Origin of the sequence: Flavobacterium eburneipallidum, from assembly GCF_027111355.2 — a bacterium.
Lineage (GTDB): Bacteria > Bacteroidota > Bacteroidia > Flavobacteriales > Flavobacteriaceae > Flavobacterium > Flavobacterium eburneipallidum.
Genome location: NZ_CP114291.2, coordinates 722,603 through 748,399, shown reverse-complemented (window position 1 = coordinate 748,399; position 25,797 = coordinate 722,603). Strand labels below are relative to the sequence as shown.

Genomic DNA, 25,797 nt, shown 5'->3' with positions numbered 1-25,797 from the left:
TTATATTTATATAAATTAGCGGCAAAAATAGAATGGCAACAAGAATTACCCCAAAGAAAACAAAACCCTCAACTAAAAAAGATTCAGGAAATTTCAAAAGCAAGCTGACTCGTTTTTTACTTAAAACGATGTTATGGTTTTTTGGATTGTCCATTTTTTCAGTGGTATTTTTCAAATTTGTTCCAGTACCATTTACGCCATTGATGGTGATTCGAGCTATAGAAAATAAAATAGACGGAAAAGAGAATTACTTTAGCCACGACTGGGAGCCGATAGAAAACATTTCAGTTAATTTGCAAAAAGCAGTAATTGCGAGTGAAGACGGAACTTTTCTTACTCATAATGGTTTTGATTTTGTAGCCATGCAAAAGGCTTATAAGAACAATTCGAGGGGACGAAGAATAAAAGGTGGAAGCACCATTTCGCAACAAACCGCTAAAAATGTTTTCCTCTGGCAAGGCAGAAGTTATTTGCGCAAAGGATTAGAAGCTTATTTTACGGTTTTGATAGAATTGATTTGGGGCAAGGAAAGAATCATGGAAGTCTATCTCAACAGTATCGAAATGGGAAATGGTGTTTATGGTGCCCAAGCCGCTTGTGAGCATTGGTACAGAAAAGATGCTTCGAGTTTGACTAAAAAGCAAGCCGCAGGAATTGCAGCCATTTTACCCAATCCAAGAAAATATACCGCAACGAGTTCCTCATCTTACATCAATCGCAGAAAAGATAAAATTGTTCGCATCATGAGACAAATGGGCAAATTGGATTATTAATAGTACTACAACTTTGTACAAACAAAAAAGCTGTCAATTTTCATTGACAGCTTTTTCTATATGATTGAAAAAAATATTAGTATCTTCCTCTATCTCCACCTCCACGGTTATCTCCACCACGGTTGTTTCCGTAACCTCCGCGTGAATCTCCACCACGGTTGTTATTAAAACTTCTTCTTTCGCCTTCTGGTTTTGGTTCAGATTTATTAACAACGATTGCACGTCCTTGAACAGTTGCTCCGTTCAATTCATCGATTGCTTTTTGAGCTTCGTCATCATTTGGCATTTCAACAAAACCGAATCCTTTACTTCTTCCAGTAAATTTATCAGTAATAATTTTTACAGAATCAACTGCTCCATAAGCCTCGAAAGACTCTCTTAAATCTGCTTCCTCAATACTGAATGGAAGGCTTCCAACAAAAATATTCATATGTACTTATTTATAATATAGGACAAATGTAGTCTTATTTTTCTCTAATCTACTATGTATTAGTTTATTTATGATTTATATATGAAGAATATTCAAGTTTAAATCGCAAAAGCCTTGATTACAAGAGATTTTTATAAGTTTCTGCTAATTGATAAATTCAGTTGTTACAGGTATTTTATAAAAGCGACCATACTGAAAATTCAATAGTGGTCCAGCCAATGGATTGTTGTAAATGTTCTCTGCATTGAATTTAAAAGTTCCTGAAACCGTTTTGTTTACAGCATCATACTCCTCTATCACAATTTCTCCTTCTCCAATTCCATCTCCTGTTTCATAAGTTATTGTTCCGTTGGCATCTTTGTAAGTATAAGTAACCTTATTCGAGTCATCTATTCCTAAAGTATATGTTTGAGCTGTAATTGAGGCTGTTTTCAAAGAAATTATTTCGTTTCTAGTATATCCTTCAACCATCAAACCACCATCACTGAGTAGCATAACTTTAGCATCAATAGCGCGCCAAAACACATTATCTTTCTGTCCTTCAAAAGTAGGATTGTTAAATTTCACGTTATCTTCACAAGAAACAAAAGCAAAAAACAATAACAGATAGGCAACTATTTTTTTCATGATTTAAAGAATTTATCCATACAAAAATAGATTATTTTTGATTTAAAAACAGTACTAGATTGAAATATTTGCTTACAAAAAGCATTCTTAAGGAATGAATGAAACAAACAACAAATACCTAATCGGTTGTTAATTTCTTGCCGCTTTATATTTTTTGGCTATTTTAAACTAAATTTGTCTTAACACACAAAATCATCATTCGTAATTCTCAATTCCTACATTATTTATGCGCTGGACTATCAAAGCAAAACCTTCTGAAGAAAAAGTAAAACAATTGGCAGCCCTTTTGAATATTGAGGAATCTATAGCAACACTGCTCGTGCAGCGTGGCGTTGAAACTTTCGAACAAGCCCGACAATTTTTCCGTCCTACATTGGCAGATTTACATAATCCGTATTTGATGAAAGATATGGACAAAGCAGTTAAACGTATTGAATCAGCGATTGAAAACGGAGAAAATATTCTCGTTTTTGGCGATTATGATGTGGACGGAACTACTGCCGTTTCGTTGGTTTCATCGTATTTAAAAACCTATTATCCAAATGTTGCTACGTATATTCCAGATCGTTATGACGAAGGTTATGGGGTTTCTTTTAAAGGAATTGACTTTGCTGACGACAATGGTTTTTCGCTGATTATTGCTTTGGATTGCGGTATAAAATCTATCGATCATATCGCTTACGCCAAAGAGAGAAACATCGATTTCATCATTTGCGACCACCACAGACCAGGAGAATTTTTACCCGAAGCGGTGGCGATTTTAGATCCCAAACGAGACGATTGTAGTTATCCGTATGATGAATTGTGCGGTTGTGGAATTGGCTTCAAATTAATTCAGGCATTGGGCGAAAACCGAAACCAAACTATAGAAGATTTGACTTCCTATTTGGATTTGGTGGCAACAGCAATTGCTGCTGATATCGTTCCGATGACAGGAGAAAATCGGGTTTTGGCTTATTTTGGTTTGCAAGTCATCAACTCCAATCCGAGACTAGGATTCAAAGCTTTGACACATCAAATTAAAAAGAAAACCTTGGATATTACCGATGTAGTATTTATCATCGCACCGAGAATCAATGCAGCGGGACGAATCAAACACGGGAATCACGCTGTGGAATTATTGACTGAATTTGATTTTGAACAAGCCCAACAATTTGCATCCGAAATTGAAGCTTATAATTCGGAACGCAAAGAGTTAGACAAACAAATTACCAAAGAAGCACTGAATCAAATTATAGAAAATAAGGAAGAAAAACGATTTACATCAGTGGTTTTTCAAGAAGACTGGCACAAAGGCGTGATTGGAATTGTGGCTTCGAGATTGATAGAAACCTATTATCGTCCGACCTTGGTTTTTACCAAAAGTGGTGATAAATATGCGGCTTCGGCACGTTCGGTAAAAGGTTTTGACGTCTATAATGCTTTGGAAGCCTGTTCGGAACATCTGGAGCAATTTGGCGGACACATGTATGCGGCTGGAATGACTTTGTTGGAAGAAAATTATCTGGCTTTCAAAAATGCTTTCGAAAAAGAAGTCGAAAGAACCATTCATCCCGATATGTTGATTCCAGAAATTACCATTGATGCTGAAATTAATTTATCGGATATTACCCCAAAACTGATCCGCCTTTTAAAACAATTCGAACCTTTTGGTCCTCAAAATATGACACCTGTTTTCCTGACCAAAAATGTTATAGATACTGGTTATGCTCAAAAATTAGGAGCCGATGAAGAACATTTAAGACTTTTTGTACGTCAAAATAATTCGGAAGGAATAGCTGCAATTGGCTTTGGATTAGGAAATAAAATAGAAGTAACAATAAATAAAAATCCGTTTGAAGCGGCGTATTGTATAGATGAAAACGAATGGAATGGTAAAACTTCCGTTCAATTGCGATTGAAAGATATTAAGTAGCAGATTATGAGTGAGAAAGTGAGAGATCCATACGCAGCGTTGCGTTTTAGAGAATTTAATATTTTTTTGATGGTGCGTTTTGCTATGGTTTTTGCCTGGTCTATGCAATTTATCATCATCGAATGGGAAGTGTATAGTTTGACTAAAAGCGCCCTTTCGTTAGGAATGATTGGATTAATGGAAGTAATTCCAGCCGTTGGAATGGCTCTGTTTGCGGGTCATATTGTCGATCAAAAAGAGAAAAAAGGAATGCTTGTTAAATGTATTCTAGGATTTTCTATCATCAGTTTTGGATTGTTTTTATTGACTTGGCCACGAATGGTCAGCGATTTATCCACCGATACTATTTTATATTCTATTTATTTCTTGGTTTTTTTGGGTGGATTGGTTCGCGCGTTTTTGGGGCCAACAATATTCTCCTTGTTGTCATTAGTGGTTCCGAGAAAAGTATATCCCAACGCAGCTACTTGGAGTAGTTCGGTTTGGCAAATTGGCTCCGTTATTGGGCCTGCTGTGGCTGGATTTTCTATCACTTGGATCGGAGTTCATTGGTCAATGTGCTCCATTTTTGCTTGTTCGATTTTAGCATTATTAGTCTTAACTCAAATAGAAACCAAACCTATTTTGAACCCAAAAATTGGAGAGCCAATAATGGAAAGTTTAAAGGAAGGTTTGAAATTCGTTTATACCAATAAATCCATTTTAGGAGCTTTAACGCTAGATATGGTAGCAGTTCTTTTTGGTGGAGCAGTAGCACTTTTGCCTATTTTTGCTCAAGATATTTTGAAAGTTGGCCCTGAAGGTTTTGGTATTTTGCGTGCAGCACCAGCAGTGGGTGCTTTGTTAACGATGTTTGTTTCGGCTCATTTGCCTTTTTATAAAAATGCGGGAATGAAATTATTGGCAGCTATTTTTGGTTTTGGTATTTGTATTATTGTTTTTGGACTTTCTACTTGGTTTTGGTTGTCGGTTTTGGCGCTGTTTATGAGCGGTGTTACCGATGGAATTTCTGTAGTAATTCGTCAAACGATTTTACAACTCAAAACGCCCGATCACATGCGAGGACGTGTGTCAGCTGTGAACTCCATATTTGTGGGTTCTTCTAATGAATTGGGTGCTTTCGAAAGTGGATTAACTGCAAAGTTCATGGGAGCAGCTTCCGCAGTTGTTTTTGGTGGAAGTATGACACTTTTGGTGGTGATTTTCACAGGAATCAAATTGCCAGGATTCAGAAAATTGGATTTGCAAAAAGACATGCAAGAACACGAAAACCATAAATAATAAAACGAAACATATAAGTCATATAAGTTTAACTTGCTTCTGTATCAAATAAAAAACTTATATGACTTATGTGGTAAAAAACTTATTCAAACTTCTTCAATTCGAAATTCTCGCCATCAAAAACACCGTAAGTAAAATAGCTAATCCAATCGCCTAGATTCACATATTCAGCATTTTCGCCTACGGTTTTAATCATGGGTAAATGACGGTGCCCAAAAATAAGGTAATTGTAATGTTTGGTTTCTAGTTTTCTTTTGGCATACAAAATCAGCCATTCGTTGTCATCGCCAAGAAATTTCACGTCTTCATCACCCGAAATTAGTTTGTTTTTCACTGAAAGATATTGTGCCAGTTTCATACCAATATCGGGATGCAACCAACGATACAACCATTTGGATAAAGGATGTGTAAATACTTTTTTCATTCGTTTGTATCCTTTGTCGCCAGGCCCTTTTCCGTCGCCATGACCAAGAAGGAAGGTTTTTCCGTTGAAAGTATATTCCTGATTGTCACGATAAATGGGGATATTGAGTTCTTTTTCGAAATAATCCTCCATCCATAAATCGTGATTACCCACAAAGAAATAAATCGGAATACCACTGTCGCGAATTTCAGCCAATTTGCCTAAAACCCGAACAAAACCTTTAGGAACAACAGTTTTGTATTCGAACCAAAAATCGAATAAATCGCCTAACAAGAAAATAGCTTCTGCATCTTTTTTGACTTCGTCTAGCCAAGCCACAAATTTTTGTTCTCTAGGGAAACTCAATTCAGGAGTAGGTGCGCCAAAATGCTGATCGGAAGCGAAATAAATTTTTTTGTTGGGAGACATTTTATAAAAACTTTGAGATTTGGGATTTAAAAAATTGAAATTTCTTAAAGGTTATCACTCGCAAACCATTCGGCGAAGGAAGATTCTGTTTCCTGTAATTTCAAGGAAAAAAGTTTGATATCTTGAGGCAATCTGCTGATGATTCTTTTTGAAAAATCAACCACCATATTTTCGCTTGTAGGTTGGTAATCGACTAAAATTACGTGATGACCGCGAGATTTTAATTCGTTTGCCAATTCAATATGAGGCGTAGTTTCGTTGAAAACGGTAGCGTGATCGAACTGATCTACAATTTCTTCTTTCACGATTTTTTTCAAATCTGTAAAATCAATCACCATTCCAAATTTCACGTTCGAACGATCTAAAATAGGCGAACCAATTACCGTTACCGACAATTTATAACTATGACCGTGCACGTTTTTGCATTTTCCATCATAGCCATACAGGGCGTGACCGGTTTCGAAACTAAATTGTTTTGTGATTCTTATTTTGCTCATTGTGTATTTTATTTGAATGCAAATTTAATCTCTTTCTTTGACATTTGCTTCAATTTTATTTTGCCACAGATTTAAAAGATTTCCACAGATTTTTTGCTTGTGGAAATCTATCTTTTGTGTTTACTTCTTAAATTGGTTTAATGCTTTTTTGGAAAAATCCGAAAGGACTAATTTTCCTGAAATTTCAGCTCTTTCATATAATAAAGTACCCCAATTTTCAGTGCCTTCCCAAAGTACTTTTTTAATTTCGGTTAAAGCCTCGGGATTATAAACCGACAGTTTATTGGCGAAAGCCATAATTTCCTGATCTAATTCAGTTGCAGTTTCTAATACTTTAGCATACAATCCTTTTTCTTTTGCCCAAGTGGCTGTTTTCCATTCGGTGTCCAAAGTCATTTCAGTTGTGGCGGTTTTTCCAATCTTACGGCTTACTGCAGGTTCAATTACAAAAGGACCAATTCCGATGGCTAATTCTGATAATTTTATGGAGCTTTCATTGGTTGCAAAAACATAATCACAAGCAGCCGCAATACCAACACCTCCTCCAACAGCTTTTCCGTGAATTCTTCCGATGATGATTTTCGAACAGTTGCGCATCGCATTCAAAACATTGGCAAAACCAGAAAAAAATTGAGTAGCTTCCTCTTGATTCGAAACAGCTAAAAGTTCATCAAAAGAAGCTCCGGCACAAAAGGCACCCGAACCACTACTCTTTAAAATAATTACTGAAACAGCAGGATTATTGCTCAAATCGTTGAGCTCTCTCGTCAATCGAGCTAGTAAATCTCTCGGAAAAGAATTGCTCGCAGGATGTCCAAATTCGAGGGTTGCGATTTGATTTTCGATAGTTGTGAGTAGTGTACCGTTTGAGTTTTTAGTTGTCATTAACACAGAATTTGTGTAAAGTTAAAAATATTAGGGGACGTTGGATATTTTTTTTCGAAATTTGCTTTGTGCTGTATTTTAATGTTATATTTGCGCCAAGATTGGGGGATTAGCTCATTTGGCTAGAGCGCTTGCCTGGCAGGCAAGAGGTGACCGGTTCGAATCCGGTATTCTCCACTAGTAAAACCAAGCCTTACAGAGATGTAAGGCTTTTTATTTTATTTAAGTACTCTTCTTTTGCTCTTTGTGCTTTTTTATCTTTTCTCCAATTGTCGTGTTTGCTAATGCCAATTTCATTGTAAAAACTTCTTCTAAAACATTCTTTTTTGTCTGCCAAACTCTTATTTCCAAGTAAAAGTGAACAAGTTAAAATTTTTGTTTATACAGCATAGAACAAAAGTTTTATTGACAGCTAATGCTTATGAAGAAATTAAACTTTTAAACTTGATTTTCTTTTCACACCCTCTTTATCACATAAGTCACAATTCCCCAAATGATTAATTGGTTTTCTTCTGTGACTTTTATGGGAGGATAATTGGGATTTTCGGGCATTAGGCACAAACAGTCTTTTTCGAGTTGAATGCGTTTTACGGTAAATTCGCCGTCAATGAAGCAAATGGCGATTTTATTGTTTTGTGGTTCCAGGCTTCTATCTACAACCAAAACATCTTTGTCGTTGATACCAGCATCAATCATAGAGTTACCTTTGACTTTGATATAAAAAGTCGCCAAAGGATTTTCGCTTAATTCTTTGTTTAGGTCGATACCGTTTTCCATAAAATCAGCCGCAGGCGAAGGAAATCCTGCTGAAACACCTTCTTTTATAAAAGGAATTTGGAGTTCACTTTCTAGATCAGGAACGAAGAATGTTAGCTTTTGGTCTTTTTTTATTGACATCGTATTTCGAGAATATCGTTAAAGTTAGTCGTATATTTTGGCGAAAGATGCTCCTGATTCATATTCCAAGTCAAGTTCAGGTTTTGAGTTGCCAGTTTTACTTTTTTGTTACCTATTTTGGCATTCAGTTTATCCATCGCTTGCATCAAAGCCAAATGTTTTGGATTTTCTTCGTCGAATAATTGCAGTTGTTTTTTATTTTCGTCAATCAATTCGGTGACGATTACGCCTGCTTTTTTGAATTTTAAATGTTCATTTCCTTGATGTAATTTTTTCAAAATGTCGATGGCTGTGTTCGAAATAGTCAGCGTCGAATGGGTCGCAAAAGGCAAAGTAACCGCCATATTGAAATAATATTTCGAGGTTTGAACGCTGTGTTTGTCAATGACCAATAGCACAATTATCGTATGGCAACATGATTTTTGATTTCGTAATTTCTCTGCACAAACCGAAGCAAAAGTCACTACACGTTCCCGCAACAAATCGAAATCCGAGATTTGTTTGGGAAAACTTCTAGTGATGGCAATGCTTTTCTTTTGGTCGGGAATGGGTTCCAAGTCCAAAACCGATTTTCCTTCGAGTTCATATTTCAAACGCATTCCCACAACACCCATTTCTCTCTTGATCCAGTTTTCGTGTTGCGGTTGAGTAAAATCTAGTGCCGTTTTGATGTTTTTCAGCTTCATCTTTTTATTCATTCGATAGCCAATACCCCAAACATCTTCAATCTTGGTCCACTTTAAGGCTTTGATACGTTTTTCTTCGGAGTCGATAACGTAAACACCTTTTGTCCTGTCCTGAAATTTTTTGGCTATTTTGTTGGCGACTTTCGATAAAGCCTTGGTTTCGGCAAAGCCAATGCAAACAGGAATTCCAACCCATTTTCGAACACGATTTTTCATCTGCAGACCATAATCGTGGTAATCTGGAATAGTCAACCCGTCAAAATTCAGGAAGGCTTCGTCGATGCTGTAGATTTCTAGATTGGGTGTAAATTGGTTTAAAATCGTCATTACTCGATTGCTCAAATCGCCATACAGTGGATAATTGGAAGAAAATAATTTGACGTTTTTTTCTTTGACCAATTCCTTGATTTGAAATGCGGGAGCACCCATCGGAACGCCAACAGCTTTGGCTTCGTTACTTCTAGAAATTATACAACCGTCGTTGTTAGACAATATCGCAACGGGTTTACCCACGAATTGGGGTTGAAAAACCCTTTCGCAGGAAGCATAAAAATTGTTACAATCGACTAAAGCATACATCCTGTAAAATTACAGAATAAGGCTGTAGGCAAAAGTTAATTTTAGGGATTGTTGATAAATTTTTGAAGAAGAAAAACTTTTACTGTTTTGAATTTTTAAGCTTATTTCATTTTTTAACCATTTCTTAATTTTTAGGTTTCATTTCGATTGGTTTTTGAGATCAATAATTCAGAATGGAATTAGTATCTTTGAACTTTTGCAAATCCGAAAATTATTTTATGCTTCCTATACACAAATATCAAGAACAATTTCTACAGTATTTAGAAAATCAAAAAATTGACAAAGAACCTAAAAATCTCTACCAACCTATAGATTACATTTTGCAATTGGGTGGCAAAAGAATGCGTCCCGTTCTGACCTTACTGACAGCCGATATTTTTGAGGTAGATTACAAAAAAGCCTTGCCTGCAGCCATGGCGGTAGAGGTTTTTCATAATTTTTCTTTAGTTCACGATGATATTATGGATGACGCTCCTTTGCGAAGAGGACAAGCAACCGTTCACGAAAAATGGAACATCAATACTGGTATTCTTTCTGGGGATGCGATGTTGATTTTAGCGTATCAATATTTTGAAAATTACGAACCTAAAATATTCCGAAAACTAGCCAAATTATTTAGCAAAACCGCTCTCGAAGTTTGCGAAGGACAACAATACGATGTCGATTTTGAAACCAGAAACGATGTTACGATTCCTGAATACTTGAAAATGATCGAATATAAAACCGCCGTTCTTGTGGCTGCGGCAATGAAAATGGGAGCTATTATTGCTCAAACCTCTAAAGAAAATTCCCGATTGATTTACGATTTTGGACTTAATTTAGGCTTAGCTTTTCAGTTACAGGATGATTATTTAGACGCTTTTGGCGATCCAGAAACTTTTGGAAAACAAGTAGGTGGCGATATTATCGAAAACAAAAAAACCTATTTGTATCTAAAAGCTATCGAGTTTTCGAACCCAACCCAAAAAGAACAACTAACCCAATTATTTTCTACAAAGCAAGACAATAATTCAGATAAAATTACTGCTGTAAAAGAAATTTTCAATACTACAGGAGGCTCAAAAGCCACACAAAAAGCCATTGAAGATTATACTTTGAAAGCGTTTGAAACTTTAGAAAAAATGAGCATTTCACAAGATAAGAAAGTGATTCTAAAAACTTTTGGCGAAAACTTAATGGAAAGAAAGCAATAAGCATATTTAGCAGAAATCTGCCATCTAAAATCTGCCATCTAAAATGTATATTACTCCAATAAATACTGATCTTTTATTCGAAGAAGCTCAAAAAGAATCTTTGTATCTGAAATTGATTGAACAAATCAATAAGGATTTTAATTTAGCCAATGAAGGCATTGATTTTCCAATGAGTATTTCGCCCGAAGAATTAAAAATTCAATTGCACGAAAAAATCTATCGAATGATTCAGTACAAATTTGCCGAATATTTGAATCTGCTTTATATTATAGATGTTCCCGAAGAGCAAATAAAAAAACTCGATGGTTCTGATTTAGTAATGCTGGCTGAAGATGTTGCTTTTTTAATCTTAAAAAGAGAGTGGCAAAAAGTGTGGTTTAGGAATAAGTATTAAAAAAAGCATAATTAGAATTATGAATTTTACAAATTATAAGTTTTCGTGGTGTCGTTTTAAATTAAAATTATCTTTTCTATGAATATGCTGCTTTTGCGTTAGTTATAGAAAACTGTGTGTTGAAGATTATTATCTACTAGTAATAATTTTATATATATTAGTGATTTTGTAATTTTCGTTTTGTGTGGTTATTAATAATGAAATAATATTTTTATTATATATATAGTTTATAGTTCTTGTGCCGTCATTTTCAGTTTGATTGGATAGTTTTCCTTGTGATTCTAGCATTTCTTTAAAACTAATATATATTCTTTTGTCAAAGAAAGTATATGTAGTAATGTCATACTCACTTTTTTTCACCCTATTGAGTATAGCACGGCAATTATTTTTAGTTTCATTGTCACACATATATGCTTCTAATTCCGTGTTGTAAAACCAACCATTTTTCTGTGCATAAGTATCAAATTCTTCATTACTTAATTTTGTGTATTTTATAAAAGTTTGAAAATTAAGTATACATTGGGAATAAATATTTTGTCCGAATAAAAAAAATATAATTATAATTAGTTTTTTCATATTGTTAGAATGGTTTAAAATTTATTAAATCACAATTAATTTGTTTTCAGTGACTTTAACTAATTTGAACTGAAAGTAAAAAATGTTTCTATTTTTTTTTATATATAAACTTAAAATTTCTATTTGAGATAAATGGTATTTATTCCACTTTCAAAAGTATTTTTGAATATTTTTTCAAATTCTACTAGTGATGGAATTTTATTAAATTTCATTAATATTTGTATACTTTTATCCTTTTCATTAGCACAAAATTTACTCGATGAGGCAAGAAAATCTATAAATACTTCAACCAATATCTCTTTAATCCAAGGAAATTCAAGAATGATTTTAGATTTGTAAATTGATATAACATCATCTAATGTGTTAACATAACTAGCATTAGTAAAGTTTTGATCAAGATTTTTTTTTATTTTGATATCTTCCATAATTCAATTGATTAAAATTTGAATATTACTCTAACGAGCTTACTTTTCCCAAATCTTATGAATTTTTTTGACTGTATTGTTTCTCATTATAAGTTTTCTGTCAACTGTGTAAGATAAAGTTTTTTCTTCAAATGTAATTATATAATAGTTTTTTGACAATCTTAAGAAGGTTTTTGCCTGAATCTTTCAGTTTTAAAGACTTCCGTTTTTTGGATTTTTATAATTACAAAGATACTATTTATTTAAGGTAATAAATTAAAAATAAACCCTCACAAACGGCATAAAGGCATCATTGTAATAGTTTTTATTTTCATCAAAAAGCACATTATAACGAACCCCAACAGTTACATTTCCAGTTCGATAACCCGCACCAAGATATAAGGCGGTATTCCAAAAATTCTCTGAATTAAAAGGACTGTTGTTTTTGTATTTCAAATTAACATTGACTTCTTCTAACTCTGCCGAGAGCTGAATTTCAGGTATTGGATTGATTAAACCAATCAAGCTTGCGCCATAAACGGTGGACGAAAAATTATTTCTGGCAGAAACATAACCAAATTGCAAAGAAGTTCCAACTGCAACAACAGAATTGATATTATAAATAGCACTCGGAGAAACTGAAATATCCGTATAACCAGATCCAATACTCAATCCCAATCCGCCACCAAATTGTACATTTTGCCAAAAATTATTTTGTTGATGAGACGGAATGGATTGTTGTTGCGCAAATGAAGTGTAAAAAAAGGATAAGGTAAGGACTACCAAAAACAATTTCGAAACAGTTTTGAAGGGATTATTTTTCATAACTAGCTTGGGTTTTAACAAAATTCGGTATAAATGTATTTAAAAAAGATTTATAAACTTATTGTATTATTGTACTTTTGCCAAACTATTTCTAACAATTATTTAGATTATACACAATTATGGATAGGTTTTCATTCTTAAATGCGGCACATACCGAATTTTTTGCACAATTATACGATCAATATTTAGAGAATCCAGATAGCGTTGAGCCTAGCTGGAGAAGTTTTTTTCAAGGTTTCGACTTTGGAATGACTACTTACAACGAAGAATATCAAGTGGCAGAAGTTGCTGCGCCAGTACAGCAAATAGCTAATTATGCAGCTAGTAACACTGACAACGCACAAGTTTCTGAAAAACTTCAAAAAGAATTTAAAGTTTTAAAACTAATTGACGGATACCGTTCACGCGGACACTTATTTACTAAAACCAATCCAGTTAGAGAGCGTAGAACTTTTTCTCCAACTTTAGATATAGAAAATTTTGGTCTTTCGTCAGCTGATTTGAATACAACTTTTGACGCTGCTAAAGTGTTGGGTTTACAATCCTCTACTTTGTCTCAAATTTTAAATCACTTGACAGCTGTTTACTGTCAGCATATTGGTATCGAATACATGTACATTCGTCGTCCTGAAATCGTAGATTGGATTCAAGATCGATTGAATGTGAATGAAAATCGCCCAACTTTTACAGCCGATGAGAAAAAGGCAATTTTAAACAAATTGAACCAAGCGGTTTCTTTCGAGAACTTCTTGCATACAAAATATGTAGGTCAAAAACGTTTCTCTCTTGAAGGTGGTGAATCTGTAATTCCAGCTTTGGATGCTTTGATTGAAAGAGCTGCTGAAAAAGGAGTAGAACAATTCGTTATGGGAATGGCTCACCGTGGTCGTTTGAACGTTTTGGCAAATATTTTTGGCAAATCAACTCAAGATATTTTCTCTGAATTTGACGGAAAAGATTACGATCAAGAATATTTTGATGGTGACGTAAAATACCATTTAGGTCTTACAGCTGACAAAATTACAAGTACAGGTAAAAAAATAAACATCAATTTAGCTCCAAACCCTTCTCACCTTGAAACAGTAGGTGCAGTAATCGAAGGTATTACAAGAGCCAAACAAGATAAATATTTCCCAGACGATTTTTCTAAAGTATTGCCAATCGCTGTTCACGGTGATGCTGCGATTGCAGGACAAGGTTTGCTTTATGAGATTATTCAAATGGCACAATTGGATGGATACAAAACAGGTGGTACCATTCACATTGTAATCAACAACCAAGTTGGTTTCACAACCAATTATTTGGACGCTCGTTCGTCAACTTATTGTACAGATGTTGCTAAAGTAACTTTATCACCCGTATTACACGTAAATGCGGATGATGCTGAATCTGTGGTACACGCTATGCAATTTGCATTGGATTTCAGAATGCAGTTTGGACGTGACGTATTTATAGATTTATTAGGATATAGAAAATACGGACACAACGAAGGTGATGAGCCTCGTTTTACACAACCTGTTTTATATAAAATAATTGCAAAGCATCAAAATCCAAGAGATATTTATGCTGAAAAATTATTATCTGAAGGCGTTATCGATGGCAATTTGGTAAAAACTTTAGAGAAAGAATACAAAGATGATTTAGATCATAACTTGGAAGCTTCTCGTAAAAAAGCGTTGACTATCATTACTCCATTTATGCAAAATGAATGGAAAGGCTTCAAACAGGTTTCGAATGATGTAATGTTGGAAAAAGTAAATACTTCTTTTGCTAAAAAAGGATTAGATTCAATAATAAAAACAATTTCGACTTTACCATCAGACAAGAAATTTATCAATAAGATAAGCAAAATTGTTACGGATAGAAAAGCGGGATACGATAACAACACCATCGATTGGGGAACTGCCGAAGCATTAGCTTACGGTTCACTTTTGACCGAAGGATATGATATTCGAATTTCAGGTCAGGACGTAGAAAGAGGAACATTCTCTCACCGTCACGCTGTTGTGAAAGTAGAAGATTCGGAAGAAGAAGTAGTTTTGTTGAACGATATCGAAAACAAAAAAGGAAAATTCAATGTTTTCAATTCTCTTTTATCTGAATACGGAGTTCTTGGTTTTGATTACGGTTATGCTTTAGCGAATCCAAATGCATTAACAATTTGGGAAGCACAATTTGGAGATTTCAGTAATGGAGCGCAAATTATGATTGACCAGTATATCTCTTGTGGTGAAGACAAATGGAACAACCAAAACGGTATTGTTTTATTATTACCACACGGATATGAAGGACAAGGAGCTGAACACTCTTCTGCAAGAATGGAGCGTTACTTACAACTTTGTGCAAGACACAATATGTATGTGGCTGACTGTACAACACCAGCCAACTTCTTCCACTTGTTGAGAAGACAAATGAAAACGACTTTCCGTAAACCGTTGGTAGTATTCTCTCCAAAAAGTTTATTGCGTGATCCAAGATGCGTTTCTACTGTCGAAGAATTAGCAAAAGGAAGCTTCCAGGAAACTATCGATGATGAAACAGTTAATAAGAAAGACGTTAAAACATTGGTTTTTGTTACTGGTAAATTCTATTACGATATTGTTGCGGAAAGAGAAATTAACGGAAGAAAAGATGTTGCAGTTGTAAGAGTAGAACAGTTATTCCCCTTACCAGTGGAGCAATTGAAAGCTATCATCGCTAAATATCCAAACGCAGATGATTATGTTTGGGCACAGGAAGAACCTAAAAACATGGGAGCTTACAGCTATATGTTGATGAACTTTGATCTAGTAAAATGGAGATTAGCTTCATTAAAAGCGTATTCAGCACCAGCTGCAGGAAGTTATACAAGAGCAAAACGTCGTCATGCAGATGCTATTAAAATGGTATTCGACAAAAATTTATTCAGATAAAAAACTATTCACACAATATTCAGGTTTAAATTTTTAAAGCTGAACCTTTAAATTAAAAATTATGATTTTAGAAATGAAAGTCCCATCACCAGGGGAATCAATTAAAGAAGTTGAAATCGCAACTTGGTTAGTAAAAGATGGCGATTATGTTGAAAAAGATCAAGCTATTGCTGAAGTTGATTCAGACAAGGCAACATTAGAATTGCCTGCAGAAGCAAGCGGTATCATTACCCTAAAAGCAGAAGAAGGTGATGCAGTAGCAGTAGGAGCAGTTGTATGTCATATTGATACCGCTGCAGCTAAACCATCGGGTTCGGCTCCTGCACCGGCAGTAGCTGAAGCACCAAAAGCAGCACCTGCACCAGTAGCGCCAGCTCCAGTAGCAGCCGCTCCAGCTCCGGCAGCATCTTACGCAGCAGGAACTCCGTCTCCGGCAGCTAAAAAAATATTAGACGAAAAAAATATCGCTCCAGCAACTGTGTCAGGATCTGGTAAAGGTGGAAGAATCACTAAAGATGATGCTGTAAATGCAGTACCTTCTATGGGAACTCCAACAGGAGGAAGCCGTGGTGTTGAGCGTACCAAATTATCAATGTTACGTCGTAAAGTAGCGGAAAGATTAGTTGCTGCTAAAAACGAAACAGCGATGTTGACTACTTTCAATGAAGTGAACATGACGCCAATCAACTTGATTCGTAATGAGTATAAAGATGCGTTTAAAGCTAAACACGGTGGACTTGGTTTAGGATATATGTCATTCTTTACAAAAGCGGTTACAAGAGCTTTAGAATTGTATCCTGATGTAAACTCAATGATGGATGGAGATCACAAAATTGCTTTTGATTTTGCCGATATTTCTATTGCAGTTTCTGGTCCAAAAGGTTTGATGGTCCCTGTAGTTCGTAACGCTGAAAACTTGACTTTCCGTGGAGTTGAAGCTGAAATTAAAAGATTGGCTTTAAGAGCACGCGACGGACAAATTACTGTTGATGATATGACAGGCGGAACATTTACTATTACAAATGGTGGTGTTTTCGGTTCTATGTTATCTACACCAATTATCAACCCTCCTCAATCTGGAATCCTTGGAATGCACAACATTATCGAGCGTCCGATTGCTGTAAACGGTAAAGTGGAAATTCATCCAATGATGTATGTAGCGCTTTCTTATGACCACAGAATCATCGACGGTCGTGAGTCTGTTGGTTTCTTGGTTGCTGTAAAAGAGGCTTTAGAAAACCCACTAGAATTATTGATGGGTGGAAATGCTAAAAAAGCATTGGAGCTATAGTTTTAAACTTTTTTCAATATAAAAAATCCCAAATTCCTTTACAATGGAGTTTGGGATTTTTTTTTGAAAAACACTTTCAAAAGACATTTTCAAAAAACAAAAGGTCGTATTTTTGAATAACTACTTTTAAATCAATCCAAATGCAAATTCAAGGACAAATTGTCGACATTCAAAACAGTCGCATTTATGCAGGAGAAATCACTGTCGAAAACGGAAAAATTAGTTCGATAATCGAGAAAAACCACAATGTGCAAGATTACATTATGCCTGGTTTTATTGATTCCCACATTCATATAGAGAGCTCGATGCTAGTTCCTTCTGAATTTGCTAAAATTGCTGTGCTTCACGGAACTGTTGCCACGATTTCCGACCCACATGAAATTGCCAATGTACTGGGTGCTTCAGGCGTTTATTACATGATTGAAAATGGCAAAAAAGTACCATTTAAATTTCATTTTGGAGCACCATCCTGTGTTCCTGCTACCACTTTCGAAAGTGCTGGAGCTGTTATCGATTCAGAAGGAATCAAGGAATTATTGGCTTCACCTGATATTTATTATCTGGCAGAAATGATGAATTATCCCGGCGTTTTATTCGATGATGAAGAAGTTTTGAAAAAAATTCAATGGGCGAAACATTTCAATAAACCCGTCGATGGTCATGCACCAGGATTGAGAGGTGAAGCGGTTCAAAAATACATTTCGGCAGGCATTTCTACCGACCACGAATGCTTCACTTTTGAAGAAGCCGAAGAAAAATTATCCCTCGGAATGAAAGTCATTATCCGAGAAGGAAGTGCTGCCAAAAACTTCGAAGCGCTCATCGATTTACTCCCTGAAAATTATGCAAATATGATGTTTTGTTCAGACGACAAACATCCAGACGATTTGATTGTAAGTCATATCAATTCACTTTGTGCCCGTGCCGTTGCTAAAGGAATAGACGTTTTTAAAGTCTTGCAAGTGGCTTGTGTAAATCCTGTGAATCATTACAAAATCAATGTGGGTTTATTAAAAGAAAACGACCCTGCCGATTTTATCGTAGTCGAAGATTTAATTAATTTTAAAGTAAAACAAACCTATATCAACGGCGAATTAGTTGCCGAAAATGGAAACTCTTTTGTGAAACATATTTTCTTTGAAACACCTAATAATTTCAATATTAGTCCTAAAGAAATCAGTGATTTTGCTGTTTCAGGTTCAGGTTCAAAAATCAGAGTAATCGAAGCCTTGGAAGGACAATTGATTACCAATGAAATTCATCATAAACCCTTAATCGTTGATGGGCAACTAATTTCGGATACGGAAAATGACATTCTGAAAATGGCAGTTGTGAATCGCTATCAAGACACCAAACCTGCAATTGCTTTCATCAAGAATTTTGGTTTAAAAAAAGGGGCAATTGCGAGTTCAGTCGCACACGATTGTCACAATATTGTTGTAGTAGGAACTTCTGACGAGGAAATTTGCAATGCTGTTAATCTGATTATTAAAAATACAGGTGGCGTTTGTGCAGTAAATGGTGCTGAAAATAAAATGTTGGCTTTGCCTGTTGCTGGAATTATGAGCGCCAAAAATGGCTGGGAAACAGGGAAATTGTATCAAGAAGTTGATGCTATGGCAAAAGAATTAGGAAGCAATTTGAAAGCACCTTTTATGACGCTTTCGTTTATGGCTTTACTGGTAATTCCTGATTTAAAATTATCCGATAAAGGATTATTCAGTGGCAATAGTTTTTCGTTTGTGGATCTGGAGGTAAAATAAATTGATTTGCATATATTAATTTCAATAAAAATTGTAAATTTGTAACATATTTGATTCAATAAATACCTTAAAAACATTTAATGATGCAATTTAGTTACAATAAAAACTGGTACGGAATGACTGATAACGCCATTGTCGAGGTGCTTTGCAAAAGCATCAAACAAATGCGTTTGAATAAAAACATTTCTCAAGAAGAACTTTCTTTACAATCAGGTGTAAATCGAGTAACCATCAGTCGTATGGAAACTGGAAAAGCTATTAATTTATTGACTTTAATTCAATTACTTCGTGCTTTAGAACAATTGGATTTGCTAGGTTATTTGAATGTTGAACCCGAAATTAGCCCAATGCTAGTGATGGAACAGCAACAAAAATTGCGTAAAAAAGCGTCTTCCCCAAGAAACAAAACCCTTTAATTATGGTTGCGATAGCAGATGTAAAAATTTGGAATAAAAAAGTGGGCGTTATCCTTTGGAACGAACAAAGAAACCTTGGTGTTTTTGAATTCGACAAATCTTTTTTGAAGCTTGGTTTGGATATTGCGCCATTAATGATGCCTATTGCAGAAGCTCAAAAAGGCAATAGAATTTTTTCTTTTCCGATGTTGAATCCTGATACTTTCAAAGGCTTACCGGGCTTGCTTTCGGATAGTTTGCCGGATAAGTTTGGAAATCAAATTATAGATGCTTGGTTGACGCAACAAGGTAAAAATAGCAGTGATTTTAATCCAGTTGATCGCCTTTGTTATATTGGAAAACGAGGAATGGGTGCTTTAGAATTTGAACCCACTAACAACATTTCTGTCGAAAATTCGAACCCTATTCAAATTCAAGAATTGGTAAAGTTTGCCAAAGAAGTACTGGAAAACCGACAAGATTTTCATACTAATATGGATAACGAAAAAGGATTTTCAGACATTTTGCAAGTAGGAAGTTCCGCTGGTGGCGCAAGGGCAAAAGCGATTATTGCTTACAACGAAACTACTGGCGAAGTGCGTTCGAGTCAAGTAGATGGCTTGGAGGGTTTTGATTATTGGTTGATAAAATTTGACGGCGTGACTAACCAGCAATTGGGCGATCCAAAAGGCTATGGCAATATTGAATATGCTTATTATTTGATGGCTGTGGATTGCGGAATTACCATTTCTGAAAGTAAATTAATGACCGAAAATAGTCGTTCCCATTTTTTGACCAAACGGTTCGACAGACAAAATAATCAAAAAATTCACATGCAAACTTTGTGTGGATTAGCCCATTTTGATTACAATCAACCTCGAATTTATTCTTATGAACAAGCTTTTCAAATAATGCGCCAAATGAGATTGCCTTATTCTGATATGGAAGAATTGTATCGCAGAATGGTTTTTAATGTAATGTCCCGCAACCAAGATGATCATACTAAAAACATTTCGTTTTTGATGTTTCCTGACGGGAAATGGCAACTTTCTCCAGCTTATGACATTACGTACGCTTATAATCCAGATAATTTTTGGCTGAAAGCGCATCAAATGAGTGTGAATGGAAAACGAGAAAACATCACTTTGGAGGATTTATTGGCTGTTGCCAAAAATGTAAACATCAAAAAACCCAAAGCAATTATTGAATTGTGCAACAAAGTACTTTCTAATTGGAGTGTATATGCAGAAAAATCAGGAATTGACACCGTTCAAATCCATCAGATTGAGAAACAAATTTTGAGTTACAAATTGTAGCTTTTGTGATTCTAAAAAGGCTTTTTAAACACTTATTGAATCACAAAAGCTACATTTTTTATTATTTTTATTTTGTTATTTAGACTTTCAAAGCCAAAGCTTCGCCTTCAAATTGAATTCCGTCCCATCCTAATTTTATAAAATTACGGATATTTTGATGGTTGGTTCCTTCTGGATCCCCTAATACTTCTTCAAAATAATAAGCTCCAAAACAAGCTAATGTTTCGGTTTGGGATAAGTTTTGCAATTTTGCAAAAGCAAATAATTTGCAAGAACCTGAATTTTGTCCCGCTTCATTATGCTGTGTTCCATTGCTGAAAGTCGTTGGAGTAAAATCGTAATTTTCTTCAATTACTGCAATGGTTTCTGGAAATGTAATCTTATTTTGAGTTTGTTTTAATTTTTCTAAAAAGGATGTAATGCTCATTATGTAATGTATTATTCTGTTTGTTTTTTATTTTCTTTAGTTGACACTTTTCCTGCAACGACTACAACAATTTCACCCTTTGGAGGTTTGTTTTCAAAATGGGTTAACACTTCACGAGCTGTTCCACGGACATTTTCTTCGTGTAGTTTTGATAATTCTCTGGAGACACAAATTTGTCGGTCTTCGCCAAAGTATGTAATAAATTCAGCTAAAGTTTTGACTAATTTATGGGGTGAAACATACAAAATCATCGTGCGAGTTTCTTCGGCAAGAGCCAAATAGCGGGTTTGTCTCCCTTTTTTTTCAGGCAAAAATCCTTCGAAAATGAATCTGTCGTTTGGCAAACCGCTATTGACCAAAGCAGGTACAAAAGCTGTTGCGCCTGGCAAACATTCCACATCAATTTTATTTTCAACACAGGCACGAGTCAGCAAAAAACCAGGGTCGGAAATTGCTGGTGTTCCCGCATCCGAAATCAAGGCGATGGTTTCTCCGACTTTCAAACGAGAGATTAAATTTTCTACCGTTTTGTGCTCATTGTGCATGTGATGGCTGTGCATGTGCGTGCCAATCTCGAAATGTTTCAATAATTTTCCGCTGGTGCGGGTATCTTCCGCCAAAATCAAATCGACTTCTTTCAGAATTCGAATCGCCCTAAAAGTCATGTCTTCGAGGTTGCCAATTGGCGTTGGAACAATGTATAGTTTACCCATTTAAGCGAATTTTTTCTCGATGATTTGGATAAAACGCTCGGAGTAATCTTCTTTTCCTTCCCAATTGTTGTAGTCTGGTTTGACCATATCTTCAATAAAATTTTGAGCTTCTTCAAAACTATCGAAAGTGATTAATTGGTTCAAAACACGTGCATAATCTTCATTACTATTTCCGAAAAGGTGTTTTACAAAAGCAATTCTATCATTCAAACCGATGTTAATTGCTTTGGCTTGTATGTCAATAATAGCGGCTGTTTTTGGTTCAATATCTTTAGGACTTACTTGTATTTCGGCCAAAAGTTCGGCTCTTTCTTCTTGAAGGTTCGTTGCTTTTGGTAATTCAAAATCCAATGGATTGGCTTTGTTGTGATCTACTTTTACAAAATGAGGTTCGCCATAATTTACACCTAATAAATCTTCAAAAGAAATCTGAACAGAGGCTGTTTTTTTTGGAGTTTCTTCTTCGTCTAATTCAAAAGAAGGAATAAAATTATCTTGTATTGGTTCTTGCATTGTTTCTGCTTCAACAGCAATTGCTTCCTCAAGAATTTCTTCTGAAACTTCCTCCATTGCTATTTCTTCTGAAACTTCTTCAATAGTGATGTGCTCAATTTCAACTTCATTGCCTACGATTTCATTTTCAATCTCTTCTTCAATAACAATTTTCTCCTCAATAATTTCAGGAATAATTTCTTCCTGAATTGTTTCTGATTGCAAGTTAGCTACAGGAGTTGTTACTGTAGTTTCTTCCAGTTTTTCTATAATTTCGGCTTGACCAATTGTTGGTTTTACATCTCCAAAATGTTCTTCCACAAAACGTAAAACAGACAGTTTCTCATACAATTTCTGGGTTTCAACATACAACTGTTCAATATCAGATTTGTTTTTCATTTGCAATACTCGGTGAGCGATGCTTATCAAGTCGGCTTCCAATTTTTTCTTCATAACTTTTGAAATTATAGTGAGTAGGGTGTGTCTTTTTTAATAAATTTGTTTCGTTACAAAGTAATAAAAACTAATCCTTTTTAAAGGCAGAAAAGTACAAAATGTTTCTCGAAAATACAGTAAATCATAAAGAACAATTTGGTTGGATCGAAGTAATTTGTGGATCCATGTTTTCGGGCAAAACCGAGGAACTCATTCGCAGACTAAAACGTGCGCAATTTGCCAAACAAAAAGTAGAAATATTCAAGCCTGAAATTGATACCCGTTATCACGATGAAATGGTAGTTTCGCATGATTCTAACGAAATTCGCTCTACACCCGTTCCTGCTGCAGCCAATATTGCAATTTTGGCTCAAGGTTGTGATGTAGTTGGCATTGACGAAGCCCAGTTTTTTGATGATGAAATCGTGAAAATTTGCAATGATTTAGCAAATCAAGGAATTCGTGTCATTGTTGCTGGATTGGATATGGATTTCAAAGGCAATCCTTTTGGGCCAATGCCAGCCTTGATGGCGACTGCCGAATATGTGACTAAAGTTCACGCCGTTTGTACAAAAACTGGAAATCTAGCGAATTACAGTCATCGAAAAAACAACAACGACAAACTCGTTATGCTTGGCGAAACCGAAGAATACGAGCCCTTGAGCCGTGCTGCTTATTTTTATGCAATGCAGAAAAGTGAAGAAAAAAATAAATTATCTTCTGATAAAACTAATAAAAATCAATCCTAGATTTTGAATTTTAATCTAAAAAATAGCGTCTCAATACTAAATGCCAAATGGTTTGGGAGCAATCCTGAAACTACAATCGACACCATTTCCATCGACAGCCGTTCTTTGCAAAACGGAATTCATACTTTGTTTTTCGCTTTGGTAGGGCACAATAATGACGGACACAATTATATCTCGGCATTGATTGAAAAAGGTGTTCGCAACTTTGTCGTTACCCATATTCCTGAAGAATTAAAAACCAAAGCTAATTTTCTTGTTGTGGAAAATACTTTGGAAGCTTTACAGCAATTTGCCTCTCATCACCGCAGTCAGTTTGATTTTCCTATTATTGGATTGACGGGAAGTAACGGCAAAACGATAGTCAAAGAATGGCTAAACTTTTTGTTAAGTCCAGATTATAATATTGTTCGAAATCCAAAAAGTTACAACTCGCAGGTTGGTGTGCCTTTATCGGTAATTGCTATCAACGAAAAGCATAATCTCGGAATTTTTGAAGCTGGAATTTCCAAAGTGAACGAGATGGAAAAACTAGAAACCATCATCCAACCAACTATCGGAATTCTGACCAATATCGGTTCGGCACACGATGAAGGTTTTTCGAATACGGAAGAAAAAATCAAAGAAAAATTACAGCTTTTCAAACATTCTGAAATAGTAATTTATCAAAAAAAGGAAATTGTTGACAAACATTTAAAAGAAGGAAAATCGAAAACTTTCTCCTGGAGTGTTACCGATAAAACTGCCGATATTTTCCTTTCTAAAAAATCAGTTTTAGACAAAACGGTTTTACATATTCAACAAGGAAATCAAGAATTTGAAATCCGAATTCCTTTTCAGGACGATGCTTCGGTAGAAAATTCTATTTCGTGTCTGATGATTTTATTGTATTTCAAATACGATTTGGAGACTATTCAAAACCGAATAGAAATGCTGTTTCCGGTAGAAATGCGTCTTGAAGTAAAAAACGGAATTAACAATATAACGATTATTGATGACAGTTATAGTTCTGATTTTCAATCTTTAAAAATCGCTTTGGATTTTCTGGAAAACCAAAAACAACATCATAAGAAAACAATAATTTTATCGGATATTGTCGAAAGTGGATTGACCAACGAAGAATTGTATTCAAAAGTTTCTAATCTGATTATTTCGAATAAAATCACTCGAGTTATTGCCATTGGTACAACTATTTCAGCATTCGAAAATAAATTTCCGAACTGTGTTACATTCGAAAATACGGAAGATTTTGTTGCTAATTTTGATCGATTAACTTTTAGCAATGAAACGATTTTAATCAAAGGAGCAAGACATTTTCAGTTTGAAAACATAGTTTCTTTATTAGAAGAGAAAACACATGAAACCGTTTTGGAAATCAACCTGAACGCCATTAGTCACAACCTGAATTTCTTTAAATCCAAACTAAAATCGACTACCAAAATGATGGTGATGGTCAAAGCTTTTGGTTATGGCAGCGGCGGATTCGAAATTGCCAAATTACTCGAACATCACAAAGTAGATTATCTGGGTGTGGCTTTCGCCGATGAAGGAATTTCGTTAAAAAGTGCTGGAATCAAATTGCCAATTATGGTTTTGAATCCAGAAACGACTAGTTTTTCGGCAATTATTCAGCATCAATTAGAGCCTGAAATTTATAGTTTGAAAGGTTTAAAAGCTTTTCTTAAAATTGCCGAACAGCGAAATTTAGAACACTTCCCTATTCATATCAAAATTGATACGGGAATGCACCGTTTGGGTTTTGAAGAGGAGAATATCGATGAGTTAATTGCGACTTTAAAAAGTAATAAATCAGTAAGCGTAAAAAGTATTTTATCGCATATGGCGACAAGCGATGATTTGAAACACATTGATTTTGCCAATTCTCAAATCGATTTATTCGAAAAACTATCATCTAAATTGATGAATGAATTACAAATACAACCCATTCGACATATATTAAACACTTCCGGAATTAGCAATTTCCCAAAAGCGCAATACGATATGGTTCGCCTAGGCATTGGATTGTATGGAGTTTCCAACGATAATGAAGAGCAGAAATATTTAGAAAACGTAGGTACATTAAAATCGGTTATTTCACAAATCAAATTCATTGATTCAGGTGAAAGCGTAGGTTACGGCAGGCGTTTTATGGCTAGCAAAGCGACAAAAATTGCCACAATTCCCATAGGTTATGCCGACGGAATTTCTAGACATTGGGGCAATGGTACTGGATTCGTTACTATTAATAATCAGAAAGCAACCATCATTGGTAGTATTTGTATGGATATGTTAATGGTTGATATTACCGAAATCAATTGCAAGGAAGGAGATTCCGTAATTATTTTTGGCGAAAGCCCAACTGTAACATACATAGCCAATCAATTACAAACAATTCCTTATGAAATCCTGACCAGTATTTCTCAAAGAGTAAAGAGAGTTTTTTACAGGGAATAAATATTTTTGTAAATCTTTTTTTATTAACTTCGTTATAAAATTTTTTATTAACAAAAAAA

General features: G+C 35.1%; 25 protein-coding genes and 1 tRNA gene. 13 read left to right on the top strand and 13 right to left on the bottom strand.

Going from position 1 to position 25,797, the window contains the following annotated elements:
• The first annotated feature begins 32 nt into the window (after window positions 1-32).
• On the top strand, window positions 33-773 hold the full coding sequence (gene mtgA, locus OZP15_RS03165) for a monofunctional biosynthetic peptidoglycan transglycosylase (RefSeq protein WP_281336983.1): 741 nt from the start codon (window positions 33-35) through the stop codon (window positions 771-773).
• Between the two features lie 76 nt (window positions 774-849).
• Here mtgA and rbp read toward each other — a convergent pair whose 3' ends face one another.
• On the bottom strand, window positions 850-1,203 hold the full coding sequence (gene rbp, locus OZP15_RS03160) for an RNA-binding regulator (protein WP_269227041.1): 354 nt from the start codon (window positions 1,201-1,203) through the stop codon (window positions 850-852).
• Window positions 1,204-1,347: 144 nt separating this feature from the next.
• Window positions 1,348-1,830 (bottom strand): DUF6252 domain-containing protein, encoded by a 483-nt coding sequence (locus OZP15_RS03155; protein ID WP_281336982.1) that lies wholly within the window; start codon window positions 1,828-1,830, stop codon window positions 1,348-1,350.
• A gap of 226 nt (window positions 1,831-2,056) precedes the next feature.
• Between OZP15_RS03155 and recJ the strand changes: the two genes are divergently transcribed.
• Together recJ and OZP15_RS03145 are read left to right on the top strand one after the other, a co-directional pair.
• Entirely contained in the window at window positions 2,057-3,745 is a 1,689-nt protein-coding gene (gene recJ, locus OZP15_RS03150) for a single-stranded-DNA-specific exonuclease RecJ (RefSeq protein ID WP_269227038.1), read from the top strand.
• A 6-nt stretch (window positions 3,746-3,751) separates the two neighbouring features.
• Window positions 3,752-5,026: an MFS transporter gene (locus tag OZP15_RS03145; protein WP_281336981.1), complete on the top strand. Its 1,275-nt coding sequence runs from the start codon at window positions 3,752-3,754 to the stop codon at window positions 5,024-5,026.
• Between the two features lie 82 nt (window positions 5,027-5,108).
• On the opposite strand, the gene OZP15_RS03140 is transcribed toward OZP15_RS03145, so the two are convergent.
• From OZP15_RS03140 to OZP15_RS03130, 3 genes are all read right to left on the bottom strand, one after another.
• On the bottom strand, window positions 5,109-5,858 hold the full coding sequence (locus OZP15_RS03140) for a UDP-2,3-diacylglucosamine diphosphatase (protein WP_281336980.1): 750 nt from the start codon (window positions 5,856-5,858) through the stop codon (window positions 5,109-5,111).
• A 44-nt stretch (window positions 5,859-5,902) separates the two neighbouring features.
• Window positions 5,903-6,355, bottom strand: a complete 453-nt coding sequence (locus OZP15_RS03135; RefSeq protein WP_281336979.1) for a 6-pyruvoyl trahydropterin synthase family protein — start codon at window positions 6,353-6,355, stop codon at window positions 5,903-5,905.
• A 120-nt stretch (window positions 6,356-6,475) separates the two neighbouring features.
• Window positions 6,476-7,240, bottom strand: coding sequence for an enoyl-CoA hydratase/isomerase family protein (locus OZP15_RS03130; RefSeq protein ID WP_269227036.1), 765 nt, complete (start codon window positions 7,238-7,240; stop codon window positions 6,476-6,478).
• A 103-nt stretch (window positions 7,241-7,343) separates the two neighbouring features.
• On the opposite strand from OZP15_RS03130, the gene OZP15_RS03125 reads away from it, so the two are divergent.
• Window positions 7,344-7,417, top strand: a tRNA-Ala gene (locus OZP15_RS03125).
• A 279-nt stretch (window positions 7,418-7,696) separates the two neighbouring features.
• On the opposite strand, the gene OZP15_RS03120 is transcribed toward OZP15_RS03125, so the two are convergent.
• Window positions 7,697-8,137, bottom strand: coding sequence for a LexA family protein (locus OZP15_RS03120; RefSeq protein WP_269227034.1), 441 nt, complete (start codon window positions 8,135-8,137; stop codon window positions 7,697-7,699).
• Window positions 8,128-9,402, bottom strand: a complete 1,275-nt coding sequence (locus OZP15_RS03115) for a Y-family DNA polymerase (RefSeq protein WP_281336978.1) — start codon at window positions 9,400-9,402, stop codon at window positions 8,128-8,130. The genes OZP15_RS03120 and OZP15_RS03115 overlap by 10 nt, the downstream gene beginning before the upstream one ends.
• Before the next feature lie 218 nt (window positions 9,403-9,620).
• On the opposite strand from OZP15_RS03115, the gene OZP15_RS03110 reads away from it, so the two are divergent.
• Window positions 9,621-10,595 (top strand): polyprenyl synthetase family protein, encoded by a 975-nt coding sequence (locus OZP15_RS03110; RefSeq protein ID WP_281336977.1) that lies wholly within the window; start codon window positions 9,621-9,623, stop codon window positions 10,593-10,595.
• A 43-nt stretch (window positions 10,596-10,638) separates the two neighbouring features.
• The gene (locus OZP15_RS03105) at window positions 10,639-10,989 is read left to right on the top strand and encodes a hypothetical protein (protein ID WP_281336976.1); all 351 of its coding nucleotides are present in this window, start codon (window positions 10,639-10,641) and stop codon (window positions 10,987-10,989) included.
• Between the two features lie 129 nt (window positions 10,990-11,118).
• Here OZP15_RS03105 and OZP15_RS03100 read toward each other — a convergent pair whose 3' ends face one another.
• The 3 genes from OZP15_RS03100 to OZP15_RS03090 form a co-directional block, all read right to left on the bottom strand.
• Window positions 11,119-11,565, bottom strand: coding sequence for a hypothetical protein (locus OZP15_RS03100; protein ID WP_269227033.1), 447 nt, complete (start codon window positions 11,563-11,565; stop codon window positions 11,119-11,121).
• A gap of 119 nt (window positions 11,566-11,684) precedes the next feature.
• Window positions 11,685-11,990 (bottom strand): hypothetical protein, encoded by a 306-nt coding sequence (locus OZP15_RS03095; RefSeq protein WP_281336975.1) that lies wholly within the window; start codon window positions 11,988-11,990, stop codon window positions 11,685-11,687.
• 255 nt (window positions 11,991-12,245) lie between these two features.
• Window positions 12,246-12,794: a hypothetical protein gene (locus tag OZP15_RS03090; protein WP_269227031.1), complete on the bottom strand. Its 549-nt coding sequence runs from the start codon at window positions 12,792-12,794 to the stop codon at window positions 12,246-12,248.
• Between the two features lie 119 nt (window positions 12,795-12,913).
• On the opposite strand from OZP15_RS03090, the gene OZP15_RS03085 reads away from it, so the two are divergent.
• The 5 genes from OZP15_RS03085 (at window position 12,914) to OZP15_RS03065 (ending at window position 20,471) form a co-directional block, all read left to right on the top strand.
• Window positions 12,914-15,706, top strand: coding sequence for a 2-oxoglutarate dehydrogenase E1 component (locus tag OZP15_RS03085; protein WP_281336974.1), 2,793 nt, complete (start codon window positions 12,914-12,916; stop codon window positions 15,704-15,706).
• Window positions 15,707-15,767: 61 nt separating this feature from the next.
• Entirely contained in the window at window positions 15,768-16,997 is a 1,230-nt protein-coding gene (gene odhB, locus OZP15_RS03080; RefSeq protein WP_281336973.1) for a 2-oxoglutarate dehydrogenase complex dihydrolipoyllysine-residue succinyltransferase, read from the top strand.
• Between the two features lie 140 nt (window positions 16,998-17,137).
• Window positions 17,138-18,760 (top strand): adenine deaminase, encoded by a 1,623-nt coding sequence (gene ade, locus OZP15_RS03075; RefSeq protein WP_281336972.1) that lies wholly within the window; start codon window positions 17,138-17,140, stop codon window positions 18,758-18,760.
• A gap of 80 nt (window positions 18,761-18,840) precedes the next feature.
• The gene (locus OZP15_RS03070; RefSeq protein WP_281336971.1) at window positions 18,841-19,176 is read left to right on the top strand and encodes a helix-turn-helix domain-containing protein; all 336 of its coding nucleotides are present in this window, start codon (window positions 18,841-18,843) and stop codon (window positions 19,174-19,176) included.
• A 2-nt stretch (window positions 19,177-19,178) separates the two neighbouring features.
• Entirely contained in the window at window positions 19,179-20,471 is a 1,293-nt protein-coding gene (locus tag OZP15_RS03065; RefSeq protein WP_281336970.1) for a type II toxin-antitoxin system HipA family toxin, read from the top strand.
• 79 nt (window positions 20,472-20,550) lie between these two features.
• Here the strand turns inward: OZP15_RS03065 and OZP15_RS03060 are convergent, their stop codons facing one another.
• From OZP15_RS03060 to OZP15_RS03050, 3 genes are read right to left on the bottom strand one after another with little or no spacing between them, the layout of a single operon-like run.
• Complete coding sequence (locus OZP15_RS03060) at window positions 20,551-20,898, bottom strand: HopJ type III effector protein (RefSeq protein WP_269227027.1); 348 nt, start codon at window positions 20,896-20,898, stop codon at window positions 20,551-20,553.
• 11 nt (window positions 20,899-20,909) lie between these two features.
• Complete coding sequence (gene rsmI, locus OZP15_RS03055) at window positions 20,910-21,611, bottom strand: 16S rRNA (cytidine(1402)-2'-O)-methyltransferase (protein WP_281336969.1); 702 nt, start codon at window positions 21,609-21,611, stop codon at window positions 20,910-20,912.
• Complete coding sequence (locus tag OZP15_RS03050) at window positions 21,612-22,556, bottom strand: DUF8457 domain-containing protein (protein WP_281336968.1); 945 nt, start codon at window positions 22,554-22,556, stop codon at window positions 21,612-21,614.
• 101 nt (window positions 22,557-22,657) lie between these two features.
• Between OZP15_RS03050 and OZP15_RS03045 the strand changes: the two genes are divergently transcribed.
• Together OZP15_RS03045 and OZP15_RS03040 are read left to right on the top strand one after the other, a co-directional pair.
• Complete coding sequence (locus OZP15_RS03045) at window positions 22,658-23,287, top strand: thymidine kinase (RefSeq protein ID WP_281336967.1); 630 nt, start codon at window positions 22,658-22,660, stop codon at window positions 23,285-23,287.
• Between the two features lie 3 nt (window positions 23,288-23,290).
• Complete coding sequence (locus tag OZP15_RS03040; RefSeq protein ID WP_281336966.1) at window positions 23,291-25,738, top strand: bifunctional UDP-N-acetylmuramoyl-tripeptide:D-alanyl-D-alanine ligase/alanine racemase; 2,448 nt, start codon at window positions 23,291-23,293, stop codon at window positions 25,736-25,738.
• Window positions 25,739-25,797 lie beyond the last annotated feature (59 nt).